This is a genomic window from Streptodolium elevatio, assembly GCF_040649515.1.
GTDB lineage: Bacteria > Actinomycetota > Actinomycetes > Streptomycetales > Streptomycetaceae > Yinghuangia > Yinghuangia elevatio.
On sequence record NZ_JBEZFP010000032.1, the window covers coordinates 35,381 to 49,535 of the forward strand.

Genomic DNA, 14,155 nt, shown 5'->3' on the forward strand with positions numbered 1-14,155 from the left:
CATCCGGGCGGCGGATCCGTCGGGCGCGCACGCCGACGGTCCCCGGTTGCGGATGGTGCGGCTCCGGGCCGCCGCTTTCACGGCGGCCCGGAGTGACCCCATCCACACACGCTTCAGATGTACCTTCCGGACCGTCCGAATTTCGGCAGGCGGCGCCGCGGCGCGCCCGCGGCGGGCACGAGACCACCCGTTCGGCCGCTTCCCGTACGGCCCTTCGCGCCATTCGCGTTACCCGACGCCGATCCGGGGCAGCCGCAGCACAGAGAGACGGGGGGCCACGCACCGGGGCGGCGACGCCCCGAACTCCACCTCATAACCGAAGGGTTGCGGACATGTTGCTGCTGGGACTCCTGCTCCTGATGGCGACCGGCGCTTTCACGTTGCTGCTCATATCCGAGAACCGCACCGGGACTCCGGACTACACCGTGACGCTGTTCGACCAGGACATCGCGACCATGAGCAGCCTCCAGGTCTTCCTGGCCGGAATAGCCCTCGCCTTGGTCTTCGCGTTCTCCGTCTGGATGACGACCGTGGGCGGTGTGCACGCGCGGCACCGCATGGCCGATCTCCGGGAGGCGCGGGCGCAGGCCAAGCACGCCTCTGCGGAGGCGCGAGAGGCGAACGCACAGCTCAACCGCACGCAGGCCGAACGCGACGCGATTTCCTCGCGCCTCGCGGAGACCGACCGGGCGGCCAAGGAAGCGGCCCGCGAGGCCCGCGTCGAGGCCCGCCAGGCCCGCGCCGCGGAGAAGGCCGAACGCAAGGCCGAGGCGAGCCGGGCGCGTACCGCCCGCAAGACCGCCGAGGGCGATGCCACCACCACCGAAGGCAAGCCGTCGCGTACCGCCGACATGAAGGAGCGGTTCCGCCACCTCATCCGGCACTGATCACCGGGCGCTGACGGTGCGAAGCGGCACCACCCCACCGGGCACTCGGAGCGACGGGCGACTACAACTGCGTCCCGTCCCGCAGCCGTTCACGATGCGGCTGCGGGGCGGGACGCAGTCGCGCGCAGATTCGCGAGCAGGCCGTGGAAGCAGATCAGACGGACCTGATCGGGGGCGGAACCCGACCGGGCAGCGCGGGTCAGTCCATCGCCAGTCAATGCGGGCCAGTCAATGCGGGTCAGTCAACGCGGGCCAGTCAGTGCGGGGCACTGCGGCGCAGCCGAGGCCGGTGCGGATCGGTGTCAGGGCCGGCCGTCACACCGGAACCGGCCTCGGCCACAGCCCCGGCAGCGGCACGGTCGCCCGTACGATCTTCCCGTCCGGCGCCGGCAGCACATGGATTCCGCCGGTCAGGCGCGTGACGATCAGCAGCCCGTAGCCCGCCGGCCTGCCGCGCCGCCCCGCGATCGGCAGGTACCCGTGCGCGGTGTCCTGCACGGCGATCTCCGCCGCCGCGTTCGTCAGGGTGACCGTCAGTCGGCAGGGACCCGGTGCGTGCCGGCAGGCGTTCGCCACCAACTCCGCGACCACCAACAGCACATCGCTCACCGCAGCGTCCGCGGCGTCGAGTCGGCGGCCGACGCGTACGCCCGCCAGGAACTCCGTGGTGGCATGCCGCGCGTCGCGGACCGAGCCCGGCATTCCGTCCAGGTCGACGACGAGTACGCGGTGCCCGTCGTCCGTCGTGCTCCAGCCTTGCATGCCGTGTGACCGCGTGGTGCTCATGCCGCTGCTCCGCGCGCGCCGCCGGAAGACGAACCACCTGGCGGCTCTTCGGACGACGCCTGCGGCGCCTCTCCTTCGAGCTGCCGACGCAGCGACGCGAGCGTGGCGGCCAACAGCCGCGACACGTGCATTTGGGAGATCCCGAGGTGCGCGGCGATCTCGCGCTGCGGCAGACCGTGCCAGAACCGCAGTTCCAGCAGCAGCCGCTCGCGGTACGCCAGCGCGCCCATCAGCGGCTTCACCGACTCCCGGAAGTCCACGAGGTCGAGCTCGCGGTCGTCGTAGCCGAGGCGCTCGCTCAGCGGCGTACGCCCCTGCGGCCCGCTGTCGCCGTCGTGCTCGCCCCCGGTGCCGGCGTCGAGCGAGTCGACGAGGTACGCCCGTCCCGCGTCGCGCCCGTCCTGCACCTCCTCGGGGGTGGCGCCGATCCGCTTCGCGATCTCCTTGGTGGTCGGCTCACGGCCCATCTCCTGCTCCAGGTGGTCGGACGCCCGCGTCACCGCGAGGAACCGCTCCTGGAGACCGCGCGCCACGTGCACGGGCCACGACGTGTCGCGGAAGAAGCGCTTGATCTCGCCCGAGATGGTGGGCAGCGCGAAGCTCGCGAACTCCACGCCGCGGTCCGGGTCGTACGCGTCGACCGCCTTGATCAGGCCGATGATGCCGGTCTGCACGATGTCGTCGTACAGTTCGCGCCTGTGCGAGTGCTCACGCGCGATGTACCGGACCAACGGCAGGTTCAGTTGCACGATCGTTCCGCGCACGTCCCCGTACTGGGGGGACTCCGGGTCGAGACCCCGCAGATCGCGGATCAGGTCGTCGCTGAGGGCGCGCGCCTCCTGCTTGCCCATCGCGCGCAGCTCCTGGGTGCTGAATCGGGGCGGCCACGTCCGGCCGTCGCGAATCCGCACGGTCACGGGATCGGTCACGGGATCGACTCCTTGCACGTCGATGGCCCTCGGGACCGCGGGAGCACGCGTGCTGGGCACGCGCTCCTGACAGTGGTCCCGCGGGAGTCAGGGCTCCGCGGGTGCCCGGCTGCTTCAGGCGAGCGGCTTGCCCCGGGCACACGTGTGCCTCGGCAGACGGCGCACATACCGCCCTGTCGGCCGGGCCCCTCTGCGGGCGCTCACCGGCCACTCCTGGGCCCTTACCCACTCTCCGGCGGAGAAACCCGACCCTGCCGACCCATCGGCGATCCGCCGCCGACCAGCCCTTTCCCACGTATGGGCGCGATTCGTCCGGGGCGTACGGGGTAGCGCGCGAGCATGACCGGACTGATTCAACTCAGGACACGCCGCGGGCGGTGGGGCACGTCCGTGGGCGCACTCTCGGTCGCCGCGGTGCTCGCGCTGGGCACTACGGCGTGCGGCGAAGACAGCAATCCCGACGACGTACGCGACGCGGTCTCCTCGGTGGAGAGCGCGCTCAACCGGGCGGGCGACGAGTTCGACGACTTCAAGAACGGCGTCGACGCCAAGAACCAGGTCCAGGTCGGCCAGACCGTCAAGGACGCGGACGGCCGCTTCTCCGTACCGGTGACCGTGGCGAACACCGGCGACAAGGAGGCCGACTTCCTGATCCAGATCGAGTTCCGCGACGCGTCCGGCGACATGGTGGACACGATCGTGATGAACATCGACAACGTGGCACCCGGGCAGCAAGGCGACGGAACCGCGCGCAGCCACGTCAAGCCGGCCGAGAACGTGACCGCCCAGGTGAGCCGGGCGCTGCGGCACTGAGCCGACCGGAACACCGGCCGGCGGCGAGATCGTGATCACGGTCCGCCGCCATGGATTCGGTGGGACTCCGCTGTTAGCGTCGCGCGGCGTACGGCCGCGCACCTGGGAGGACCACCGCATGGACCACGCCGAAGACCGCATCGACCCGCAATTGCGCGCACTGCTGCCCATGTTGCCGAGGGTGGACGTCGCCGATCCCGCGGGCTTCCGCGAGGCCCAGCGGGTACGCCAGGCGCAACTGGCCGCCGCGGCCGGACCGTTGCCCGGAGTCACGGTCGCGGACCGGACCGTCCCGGGGGTGGCCGACGGGCCGGACGTGCCGATACGCGTCTACGCACCCGACCGCGACCCGGCGCTGCGCGGTGTGCTGGTGTGGTTCCACGGCGGCGGATACGTCTTCGGCGACATAGCGAGTTCCGACCGATCCTGCGCCGCACTCGCGGTCGAGGCGGACTGCGTCGTCGTCAGCGTGGAATACCGGCTGGCGCCGGAGGACCCGTATCCCGCGGGTCTCGAGGATGCCCACGCCGCGCTCCTTTGGGTGGCCGAGCACGCGTCCGAGGTGGTCGGCGGGGGTGTCGACGCGTCGCGGATCGCGGTGGGCGGGGTGAGCGCGGGCGCGGGGCTCGCGGCGGCACTGGCGCTCTACGTCCGGGACAAGGGCGGCCCCGCGCTGGTGCTGCAACTGCTGGACAACCCGATGATCGACAATCACGTGGGCACCGTGTCCGCGAACGCGTTCACCGACACCCCGCTGTGGACCGGCCCGCAGGACAGGCTCGCCTGGAGCGCCTACCTCGGCGGCCTCGCCGGGTCGCCCGAGGCCGACGTACCGCCGTACGCCGCCCCGAGCCGGGCCTCCGAACTGGCGGGCCTGCCCCCGGCGTTCGTCACCGCGAACGAGTTCGACCCGCTGCGCGACGAGGGCATCGAGTACGCGCTGCGGCTGCTCCAGGCCGGCGTACCCGTCGAACTCCACCACCGCCCCGGCACCTTCCACGGCTCCAACTTCCTGCCCGGCGCGGAGGTCTCCGAGCGAGCGAGGGAGGACATGTACGCGGCGGTACGGCGCGCGTTCGTGTAGCGGCGACTCGCTCGGCGGGCCGCGCGTCAGACCACGACGGCGTGCGGCACCCCGGCACGTGCGACCGGGCTCGGGGCGAACGCGACCCGCACGTCCAGACCCCCTTCGGGCCGCGGGACGACGCCCAGGGCGGCACCGTGCGCGGCGGCCACCGCGGCGACGATCGACAGACCGACCCCGAGGCCCTCGCGATCGCTCAGCCGCGCCTCGTCCAGGCGGCGGAACGGTTCGAAGAGCAGGGCCACTTGGTCCGGCTGCACCACGGGGCCGGAGTTGGTGACATGGACGAAGGACCAGCCGTTCTCGACGCCCGTCGCCACCGCGACGCGGCCACCGGGCACGTTGTGCCGTACGGCGTTGTCCAGCAGGTTGGCGACCAGCCGTGCCACCAGCGCCTCGTCGCCCAGCACCGGGGCCGTGTTCAGGCTGTCGGCCACCGACTCGACCCGGCGGCCGCCGGCCGACGCCTCCGCACGGCACCGGGCGAGCAGCGGCTCGGCGACCTCGGCGAGGTCGAACTCCGCACGGCGGCCGAGGCCGCGCTCGCTGCGCGCCAGGGTGAGCAGCGCCTCGATCAGCTGCTCCTGGCGCCGGCTCCCGTCCAACACCCGCTCGCACGCGGCCCGCAGGTCCTCGACGGATGCGTCGGGGTCGGCGAGAGCGACCTCGACCACCGCGCGCTGGTAGGTCAACGGCGTCCGCAGCTCGTGCGAGGCGTTCGCGACGAACCGCCGCTGCGCCTCGAACGCGCCCTGAAGGTCGCCCAACAGGCCGTCGAAAGTGTCGGCCAGCTCCTTGAGTTCGTCCGGCGGCCCGCCGGCGTCCAGGCGCCGGTGCAGATCGCGCGCGGAGATCGAGCGCACCGTGACCGTCATGGTGTGCAGCGGGCGAAGGACCCGCCCCGCCATCAGCCAGCCCAACGCGATGGACAGCACGGCCATGACGCCCAACGCGACCGCGGACGCCGCGAGCAGGTCCGCCAGTTGCCGGTCCCGCTGCTCGGCAAGGCTCTCGCCGAGCAACTCCTCGGGGGTCGAAGGGTCGCCGGGGGCGCCGGGCAGGACCCCTCGGATACGTATCTGTGGGCCCAAGGGCGATCGCGCGTCCTGCCAGGGCAGGGCACCGGCCGCCAGGGCGTAGGTCACGACGAGCAGCACCGCGCCCGCCGCGAGGAACAGGGCCCCGTACAGCGCGGTCAGACGAAGGCGAATGGTCCACACGCCGGCGCCCTAGAGCCGGTACCCGGCCTGGGCCACGGTTGCGATGACCGGCGGCTCGCCCAACTTGCGGCGCAGGCGGCTGACCGTCACCTTCACGGTGTTGGTGAACGGGTCGGTGGCCGCGTCCCACGCCCGTTCCAGCAGCTCGTCCGCCGACACGACCCGGCCCCGGGCCGACATGAGCAGCTCCAGGACCGCGAACTCCTTCGGACTGAGGACCAGTTGCCGGCCACCACGCCGCGCCTGCCGCCGACCCGCGTCGAGCACGAGGTCGCCGAACTCCAGCACCGGCGGCACGTCAGGTTGCGCCCGGCGTCCCAACGTCCTTATCCGGGCCACCAGTTCGGCGAACGCGAAGGGTTTGGGAAGGTAGTCGTCCGCGCCCACCTCAAGGCCGTCCACCCGGTCCTCGATCGTCGAGGCCGCGGTGAGCATCAACACCCTTGCGGGGGAGCGGCGTCCGACGAGGGTACGGCAGACGTCGTCGCCGTGTACCCGGGGGAGGTCGCGGTCCAGGACGACCACGTCGTACCGGTTGACCGCGACGCGTTCGAGCGCGGACTCGCCGTCACCGGCAATGTCGACCGCCATCCCGGCCCGCCGCAGCCCGGACGCCAGTGTCTCCGCCAACTCGCGGTGGTCCTCCACGACGAGAACGCGCACGTACTCCACCCCCAGGCCGTCCGACTTCGGGACCATCGTCTCCTTCCGCGCGTTACAGCACGGTAAGTACGGCCGCCCGCGACCGCCCCGACGGCCGGTCGGACGTCACCGAAGTGGACGACGCACTCGGCCCCGGGAATTGCGGCCGATGCCGTGTCGGCGGGAGGGGCGGGGGTGAAGGCGACGCCGGGGGAGTACATGGCGGCTCCTGCGATCGTGGTCGTGCGGTCTGTCGGCGCCTCCGGGCCGCGGATCCCGGAGGCGCCTGACGGCAGGATTCCCGGCCGGGACAAGAAGATCGTGAGGAATCCCGACGCGTGCCACGCCTGTGAACCGCACTGGGACCGCGCTCGGCCGCCCGAGGGCGGGCCCGGCGCGTCTCACCGGTTTTTCACACTCGTCGGCGAAGCTCGGCGCATGACAGCGAACAACATGTCCCGGCGCAGGTTCCTCGTCGTCGGGACCGGCACCGCGGCGGCCGGCCCGGCGCTCGCCGCCTGCGGGGACGACTCCGGCAACGGCTCGGGCGACAACGGCGCCAAGGAGGGGGCGGTCCCGCCCGCCTCGGCGTCGCCGCAGGCGTCCGGTTCCGGCACCACCACTCAGTGCGTGCTGACCGCGAACGCCACAGAGGGGCCGTACTACCTCGACGACGCACTCGTGCGCCAGGACATCACCGAGGGCAAGCAGGGCGTCCCGTTCCGGCTGCGCCTGACCGTCCAGGACACGACGGCCTCGTGCGCGGCCGTCGCCGGCGCGGCCGTGGAGATCTGGCACTGCGACGCGTGGGGCTACTACTCGGGCTTCACCACCGCGAGCCCCGGGGGCGGAGTACCCGCGGAGAACACGGACGGCAGCAGCGCGAACGACCGGACGTACCTGCGCGGTTACCAGGTCGCGGGCGCCGACGGCGTGGTGGAGTTCACCACCATCGTGCCCGGCTGGTACACGCCGCGCGTCATGCACATCCACGTCAAGGTGCACACCGGTGGCGCGCAGCAGGACGGCACGTACGAAGGCGGCAAGGTCAACTTCACGGGACAGCTCTTCTTCCCCGACTCGCTCGGGGAGGAGGTGTTCCCGCTCGCGCCGTACAACCGGCACTCCGGAACGCCGACCAAGCTCGACGGCGACAGTGTGTACGGCGGCGGAGGTGCGTCCGACGGCCTCATGACCGTGACGCCCGTTCAGGCGGCCACGCCGTCGGCCGGATACGTGGGCACGCTCACCCTCGGCGTCGACACCACCAAGGAGAACAGCGGCGCGGGCGGACCGGGCGGCGGCCCGCCGGGAGGCGGCGGTGACAGCGGCGGCGGCCGCGGCTGACTCGGGCGGACCCGCTTTCCGGTGCACTCCGGGCGCCGCCCCGCTCCCGGTCCGCACGGCCTGTGCCCGCCCTGGCCGGGAGCTCCGCGCACGTGTCTGGAGAGTCGCGCCGGGCTGTGGCACGATCCGTCAGCACAGGGGCACAGCCGTTCGAGCCGTGCCCGGGTTCGCCTTGATCCGTTGGAGTGAACGCATGTCGATAGTCCACGTGCCCGGCCGGTTCGACGGCAAGACCGCACTCGTCACCGGAGCCGGATCGGGCGTCGGCCGCGCGACCACGCTGCGCCTTGCGGCCGAGGGCGCGAACGTCTACGCCCTGGACATCAACACCGACGCGCTGGCCGAGACCGCCAAGCTGGCCGGCGACCTGGCCGGCAAGGTCGCGACGCGCGTCACCGACGTCGCGAGCCGCGACGAGTGCTTCGCCGCGGTGGCGGACTGCGTCGCCGAGTTCGGCGGCCTGGACGTGCTCGGCAACGTCGCGGGCATCGCGCGCGCCGAGCACGTGCTCGAGGTGACCGAGGCGGACTACCGCCGCATGATGGGCGTCAACACCGACGGCTACTTCTTCATGTGCCAGGCCGCGATCCCGCACCTTCTGGAGCGCTCCGGCAACATTGTCAACATCGCGTCTAACGCGGGCGTCATGGGCCTCGCGTACAGCGTCGTCTACACGATGTCCAAGGGCGCCGTCGTGCAGCTGACGCGTTCGCTGGCCTGGGAGTTCATCAAGACGCCGCTGCGCGTGAACGCGATCGCGCCGGGCGGCATCGAGACGAACCTCGTCGCCAACTACCAGATGCCCGCCGACGTCGACTGGGACATGGTCGGCCGCTCGACCACGCCGCGCCCGATGGCGCAGCCGGAGGACATCGCCTCGATGTTCGCGTACGTCGCCTCCGACGAGGCGCGCAACGTGCACGGCGCCATTCTCAACAACGACACCGGCCTGACTGCCGGCTGACACGTCGTCAACCCTGGTGCGGGGCCCCGCCGTCGGTACGATCGTCTGCGTGGCTGCAGACGGGGGCGCGGACGGCGGGGCACCTGCAAGTACGGACGAGGCGCGGAAACCGCGCCTGGGGCCGTGGGACACCGGCGCAAAGGTCCTGCACGCCCTGGGGCTGGCGACGCTGCTGGTGTCCGAGTACCTGCGGTTCTACATGGACGACGTGCGTGCGGGCCGCCCGGTGCCGGACACCGTCGAGTCCGCCCTCGAATCCGCCGTCGCGGCGGCGCGGGACGGCTCGTTCCACCGCACGTTCTGGGACATCCAGGAGGACGTCTCGTTCGGCCAGGAGCGGGCGGCGCTGTGGGCCGCGGTCTTCTTCGCAGTCGTCGTACGGCGCAACAACCACGGGCCGACCGACCTCCAGACGGCCATCTCCGTTGTCACGGCCGCCTATTGCGCGATCGCCGCGCTGGCGGGTTCGTATCTGCTCTCCGCGGGCCCGCCGGTGCAGTTCGCGCTGCTCTTCTCGTTCGGCGCGATGTTCACGGTCACCCGCGAGTAGCCGTCAACGGGCCGGATACGTCGCGCAGATGAGCGTCGAGTTGTTGCGGGCCAGCCAATACCAGTAGCGCGTCCGGTCGTTCGCCGCGCGCCGGCACATCGAGTCGGTGAGCGTGCTCGGCGCCCGGTACACGTTCGTGATCACGAGGATCGAGTCGTACTCGACCGGAATGCGCTGGGCGCCGCAGTCGGCCCAGGTGAACAGGTTGCCGGAGTACTGCGGATCGCTCGACGTGCCGCCTTCGCGGCTGACCAGGAAGCACTGCCCTTGCTTGAACTGCCGTTCCAGGCACAGGGAGACGTTGCCGTAGCCCCAGCGCGCGTACCCGGCGTCGGCGGTCGGGCAGGTGCCGTTGACCCCGGCGACCCGCGCGTACGCCTCCCATGCGCCGCACGGCACCTGCCGCGGCACCTCGCTGTTCCAGGTCCCGGCGCTGTCGCCGAGCAGGTACGCGTTGAGGCACGTCCCGACCCGCGCGGCAGCCTCGAAGGCCTCCTGGCGGGGATCGCGTACAGGCGCCGGTGGGGCCACCGGCCGCGGGTACGTCGGGTCGGGGGCCGCCGTGTACGGGTCCTCGGCGTCCGGATCCTCGGTGTCCGGGTCCGAGGCATCCGCGGGGGGAGCGGCACGGCGCGTGGCCGAGGCGTCCGGGAGCCGCGGCGTGTCGCCCGGCCCGGCCGTGGCGACCCCGCCGGTGAACGCCGTCCCGCCTCCCCCCGAGTCGTCCTCGAGGAGGAAGGGCAGGAACGCGACCGCGAACAGCACTGCGGCCAGCGCCAATACGAGGCTTCCATTGGTCGTGGACTGCGATTCCCCCGTCATCGTCCGCATGGTACGGACTCGGCGGCCGGACGGAAACCGATCCCACCCGCCGTGCGCCGAGCACCCCTTCGCGACCGCGACGCCCGAATGGGCACCTCTGTAAGCCGGATGGTCGTCCGGAGTTCACCGGCGGTCGCTCGAAACCGACCGCACAGGACTAGGGAGTGTCGTCAAATTCGCGGGCCCGGCGAGAATTTGAAGACACGACCTAGCGTCGGGCAGCGGACCGAGAGACTCTGGGCGACGGCCAGACCGTCCGCGACAAAGGGGGCACAACATGGACCGGCGTACGTTCCTGCGAGGCACCGCCGTCGGAGCGGGCACCGTCGCTCTCGGCGGATCGCTGTGGACCTCGGTCGCGGGCGCCGCGCCCGCGCAGCCGGGTGCCGGGCCCTACGGGGCGCTGCTCGGCCCGGACGCGAACGGCGTACGGCTCCCGGCCGGCTTCACCTCCCGCGTCGTCGCCCGCAGCGGCCGGTTCGTGACCCGTACGCTGCACCTGTGGCACGGCGCGCCCGACGGCGGCGCGTGCTTCCCGGACGGCGACGGCTGGATCTACGTGTCCAACTCCGAACTCCCTTTGGTGGGCGGGGTGTCCGCGCTGCGTTTCGCGGGGGACGGGCGCATCCGCGGGGCGTACTCGATCCTCGGCGGTACGAACGTGAACTGCGCGGGCGGCGCCACGCCGTGGGGCACGTGGCTCTCCTGCGAGGAGGTGCCGTTCGGCCAGGTGTGGGAGACCGACCCGTACGGCCGCAACGGTGCCGGTGCGCGCCCCGCCATGGGCCGCTTCAAGCACGAGGCCGCCGCGGCCGACCCCGACCGCCGCGTCATCTACCTCACCGAGGACGAAGGCGACGGCTGCCTCTACCGGTTCACCCCGGACACCTGGGGCAACCTGTCGAGCGGCCGCCTGGACGTGCTGTGCGCGCCCGCCGAGCCGGTGACCGGACCGGTCACCTGGCGGCCCGTGCCCCGCCCCGGCGACTGGCTCGCCGGCACCCGCAACCAGGTCGCGGAGGCGCGGCACTTCGACGGCGGCGAGGGCGCCCACTACCGCGACGGGCGGCTGTGGTTCACCACCAAGGGCGACAACCGCGTGTGGGTGTACGACGCGGCGGCCGGCGTGCTCGACATCGCGTACGACGACGGCCTGGTGCCCGCCGGGACCGCCCCGCTCACCGGTGTCGACAACATCACCGGCCGCCCCAACGGCGACCTGTTCGTCGCCGAGGACGGCGGCGACATGCAGATCTGCCTCATCACCGCGGACGCGACGGTCGCGCCGTTCCTCCAGGTCACCGGGCACGACGGCTCCGAGATCACCGGACCGGCGTTCAGCCCGGACGGCCGGCGGCTGTACTTCTCGTCGCAGCGCGGCACCTCGAACTCACCGCTGGCCGGCGTGACTTTCGAGGTGACGGGCCCCTTCCGGGACGCCGCCTGAGACATCGGCCGGGTCCGGGGCGGGCCCTGCGCCCGTCCCGGACGCGACAGGCCCCGCGCCCGTCCCGGACGCCACGGTGCGTCCGGCCCGCTCCGCCGTGCGGCGGCCGGAACGCCGCTCCAACCGGGCGGACAGGACGGCGAGCGCCAGCGCGGACAGTGCCATCAGGGCGCCGACCCAGTTCGGCGAGGTGTAGCCGAGGCCGCCGGCGATCACCACGCCGCCGAGCCAGGTCGCCAGGGCGTTGCCGAGGTTGAACGCCGCGATGTTGCCCGACGAGGCCAGCGTCGGCGCGCCCGCGGCCTGGTCCATGACGCGCTTCTGCAAAGGCGGCACGGTCGCGAAGCCGAAGGCCCCGATCAGCATCAGGGTCACCGCCGCGGCGGCCTTGTGGTGCGCGGTCGCGGTGAACAGGGCGAGAGAGGCGGCCAGTCCGGTCAGCGAGATGTACAGGCTCGGCATCAGGGCGCGGTCCGCGAAGCGTCCGCCGACCAGGTTCCCCGCGAACAGGCCGACGCCGAACAGCACCAGGAGCCACGTCACGGAGCCTTCGGAATAGCCGGCGACGTCGGTCATCATCGGCGCGATGTAGCTGATGGCGGCGAACACCCCGCCGAAACCGAGCACGGTCATCGCCATGGCCAGCCACACCTGGACGTTCCTCAGCGCCTCGAACTCCGGGCGCAGACGGGTGTCGCGGGCGGCCTCTCCGCCGACGCCCGCGCCCGCATGTGCGGGCACCAGGGCGGCGATACCCGCGAGCGCGAGCACGCCGAGACCCGCGACGACGGCGAACGTGGTACGCCAGCCGAACGCCTGGCCGAGCCAGGTGCCGGCCGGTACGCCGACCACGTTGGCCGCGGTCAGGCCGGTGAACATGGTGGCGATTGCGGCGGCCCGCTTGCGCGGCGCCACCAGGTCAGCCGCGACGACGGCGCCGATGCCGAAGAAGGCCCCGTGCGCGAACGCGGCGACCACGCGGCCGGCGAGCATGACGCCGAAGCCCGGCGCGACGGCGGAGAGCAGGTTGCCGGCGATGAACACGCCCATCAGCGAGAGCAGCATGCGCTTGCGCGGCACCCGGATGCCGAGCACCGCCAGCAGCGGGCCGCCCACGACGACGCCGAGGGCGTACACCGAGAGCACGTGGCCCGCGGTCGGGATGGAGACGGAGTAGGTGTCGGCGACCTCGGGCAGCAGGCCCATCGGGATGAACTCGGTCGTTCCGATGCCGAAGGCGCCGATGGCCAGCGCCAGGAGTGCAAGAGGCATGAGAGGGCTTTCGTCGGGGCCGGGGACGGCACGGCGTAGCGGTTACTTGCAGACGACGTTACTTGCATGCGCGGGATATATGCAAGAGCGGGTTAATCGCGCGAGTGGGGTATCATGGCGGACAAGAGTCGGCGCGATGCCGGCTGTGAAGGGGAGTGCGGTATGCGTGGACCGGAGATCGACGGGCGCGTCCTCGCCCAGGGCTGGTGCGCCCTCTCGCTGCTCCACGACCGGATCGACGCCCACCTGGAGAAGGCGCTGCAGAGCGCGCACGGGTTGAGCGTCCGGGAGTATTCGGCGCTGGTCGTGCTGAGCGAGCAGCACGACGGGGATGGCGGCCACCTGAGCATGACGCGCCTCGCGGACACCGTGGCCCTGAGCCAGAGCGCGACGACGCGGCTGGTCACGCGCCTGGAGGAGCGCGGCCTGCTGGTGCGGTACCTCTGCCCGACGGACCGGCGCGGCATCTACACCAACGTCACCGACGCGGGCCGGGCGCTGTTCGACCGGGCGCGCGAGACCAACGACCGGGCACTCGAGGAGGCCTTGGCCCACGCCGAGAAGTCGCCCGAGCTGCGGCCGCTGGTCGAGGTCGTGCGCGCCATGCAGCACGCCGCCACGGCCCCGCGGGCCTGATCCGGCGACGCACCCACGTTCGGCGCAACCACCGGCTCGCGGCGCCGCCGCACGTGATCATCGGGATTCCGGCACACGGAGGGAACCCGATTTCGATGAGCAGCAGTGGCAAGCCGCCCGGCCGGCGCGGCCCTGACGACGAGCCGTATGAGGACCCCACCCTCGACGCCTCCGAGTCGCTGGTCACCGACGACCTGAGTGCCGACCCGCTGGACGTCGGGGTCGAGCCCCCCGACCGCTGGTCGGCGGCCGAGCGCTTCGGCACCACCGCGGAGGAGGCCGAACGCGGCGAATCCCTCGACCAGTTGCTGGACGAGGAGGAACCCGAGCTGGAGCCGGAGGACATCGACGACATCGACGACCGCTGGGCCGAGGGGCCCGAGCCGCGGTCCGGCCGCCTCGTCGACGAAGACGAGGGGATGTTCGCGGACGACGTCGGCGTCGACTCCGGTGCCGCGTCCGCCGAGGAGGCCGCGGTGCACATCCTGCACGAACGCGAGCCCGTCATCGACGGGCAACTGGGCCTGGAATTCGACGCGGACGCCGACGCGGATCCGGACGCGGATCCGGGCTTCGGGCCGGATCCGGGCGCGGATGCGGACCGGGACACGGACGACCGCGCGGACCCCGACGGCCGCTGACGTACCGGCAAAGCAGCCGCCCGGCCGCCGGGGCTGTGGAGGAGCCCGGCCGCCGGGCGGCCTCGTTTGTTCCCGATCGGTGCGAACCCGGTGCGAACCCCGGGCGGCCGGTGGT

15 protein-coding genes are annotated in these 14,155 nt (G+C 72.3%); 9 read left to right on the forward strand and 6 right to left on the reverse strand.

Translation table 11 applies throughout. The features are described from left to right. The first annotated feature begins 332 nt into the window (after positions 1-332). A complete protein-coding gene (locus AB0C36_RS15050) occupies positions 333-887 on the forward strand; it encodes a hypothetical protein (RefSeq protein ID WP_358353794.1) in 555 nt (184 codons plus the stop codon). A gap of 315 nt (positions 888-1,202) precedes the next feature. Here AB0C36_RS15050 and AB0C36_RS15055 read toward each other — a convergent pair whose 3' ends face one another. Further along, positions 1,203-1,673, reverse strand: a complete 471-nt coding sequence (locus tag AB0C36_RS15055) for an ATP-binding protein (protein ID WP_358353796.1) — start codon at positions 1,671-1,673, stop codon at positions 1,203-1,205. Then, positions 1,670-2,602 carry a sigma-70 family RNA polymerase sigma factor gene (locus AB0C36_RS15060; protein ID WP_358353798.1) on the reverse strand — a complete coding sequence of 311 codons (933 nt, stop codon included), beginning with the start codon at positions 2,600-2,602 and terminating at the stop codon, positions 1,670-1,672. The genes AB0C36_RS15055 and AB0C36_RS15060 overlap by 4 nt, the downstream gene beginning before the upstream one ends. Before the next feature lie 339 nt (positions 2,603-2,941). On the opposite strand from AB0C36_RS15060, the gene AB0C36_RS15065 reads away from it, so the two are divergent. Together AB0C36_RS15065 and AB0C36_RS15070 are read left to right on the forward strand one after the other, a co-directional pair. After that, positions 2,942-3,415 (forward strand): hypothetical protein, encoded by a 474-nt coding sequence (locus tag AB0C36_RS15065; protein WP_358353799.1) that lies wholly within the window; start codon positions 2,942-2,944, stop codon positions 3,413-3,415. Between the two features lie 118 nt (positions 3,416-3,533). Further along, complete coding sequence (locus AB0C36_RS15070; RefSeq protein ID WP_358353801.1) at positions 3,534-4,499, forward strand: alpha/beta hydrolase; 966 nt, start codon at positions 3,534-3,536, stop codon at positions 4,497-4,499. A gap of 26 nt (positions 4,500-4,525) precedes the next feature. Here AB0C36_RS15070 and AB0C36_RS15075 read toward each other — a convergent pair whose 3' ends face one another. Beyond that, on the reverse strand, positions 4,526-5,719 hold the full coding sequence (locus tag AB0C36_RS15075; RefSeq protein ID WP_358353802.1) for a sensor histidine kinase: 1,194 nt from the start codon (positions 5,717-5,719) through the stop codon (positions 4,526-4,528). 9 nt (positions 5,720-5,728) lie between these two features. Further along, a complete protein-coding gene (locus AB0C36_RS15080; RefSeq protein ID WP_358353868.1) occupies positions 5,729-6,382 on the reverse strand; it encodes a response regulator transcription factor in 654 nt (217 codons plus the stop codon). A 417-nt stretch (positions 6,383-6,799) separates the two neighbouring features. Here AB0C36_RS15080 and AB0C36_RS15085 point away from each other — a divergent pair, with 417 nt between their 5' ends. The 3 genes from AB0C36_RS15085 to AB0C36_RS15095 all read left to right on the forward strand — a co-directional run bounded on the left by AB0C36_RS15085 (position 6,800) and on the right by AB0C36_RS15095 (position 9,222). Then, the gene (locus tag AB0C36_RS15085; protein ID WP_358353804.1) at positions 6,800-7,708 is read left to right on the forward strand and encodes an intradiol ring-cleavage dioxygenase; all 909 of its coding nucleotides are present in this window, start codon (positions 6,800-6,802) and stop codon (positions 7,706-7,708) included. 193 nt (positions 7,709-7,901) lie between these two features. Further along, positions 7,902-8,672 (forward strand): SDR family NAD(P)-dependent oxidoreductase, encoded by a 771-nt coding sequence (locus AB0C36_RS15090; protein ID WP_358353805.1) that lies wholly within the window; start codon positions 7,902-7,904, stop codon positions 8,670-8,672. Positions 8,673-8,721: 49 nt separating this feature from the next. Continuing rightward, the gene (locus AB0C36_RS15095) at positions 8,722-9,222 is read left to right on the forward strand and encodes a hypothetical protein (RefSeq protein ID WP_358353808.1); all 501 of its coding nucleotides are present in this window, start codon (positions 8,722-8,724) and stop codon (positions 9,220-9,222) included. Positions 9,223-9,225: 3 nt separating this feature from the next. Here AB0C36_RS15095 and AB0C36_RS15100 read toward each other — a convergent pair whose 3' ends face one another. Beyond that, positions 9,226-10,044, reverse strand: a complete 819-nt coding sequence (locus AB0C36_RS15100) for a hypothetical protein (RefSeq protein ID WP_358353810.1) — start codon at positions 10,042-10,044, stop codon at positions 9,226-9,228. Between the two features lie 277 nt (positions 10,045-10,321). Here AB0C36_RS15100 and AB0C36_RS15105 point away from each other — a divergent pair, with 277 nt between their 5' ends. Further along, complete coding sequence (locus tag AB0C36_RS15105) at positions 10,322-11,491, forward strand: alkaline phosphatase PhoX (RefSeq protein ID WP_358353812.1); 1,170 nt, start codon at positions 10,322-10,324, stop codon at positions 11,489-11,491. Here the strand turns inward: AB0C36_RS15105 and AB0C36_RS15110 are convergent. Next, entirely contained in the window at positions 11,435-12,763 is a 1,329-nt protein-coding gene (locus AB0C36_RS15110; RefSeq protein ID WP_358353814.1) for an MFS transporter, read from the reverse strand. The two genes, AB0C36_RS15105 and AB0C36_RS15110, sit on opposite strands and share 57 nt — an antisense overlap. Before the next feature lie 162 nt (positions 12,764-12,925). Between AB0C36_RS15110 and AB0C36_RS15115 the strand changes: the two genes are divergently transcribed. Beyond that, entirely contained in the window at positions 12,926-13,399 is a 474-nt protein-coding gene (locus AB0C36_RS15115) for a MarR family winged helix-turn-helix transcriptional regulator (RefSeq protein WP_358353817.1), read from the forward strand. A 95-nt stretch (positions 13,400-13,494) separates the two neighbouring features. Further along, positions 13,495-14,040 carry a DUF5709 domain-containing protein gene (locus tag AB0C36_RS15120; protein ID WP_358353820.1) on the forward strand — a complete coding sequence of 182 codons (546 nt, stop codon included), beginning with the start codon at positions 13,495-13,497 and terminating at the stop codon, positions 14,038-14,040. The last annotated feature ends 115 nt before the right edge of the window (positions 14,041-14,155 follow it).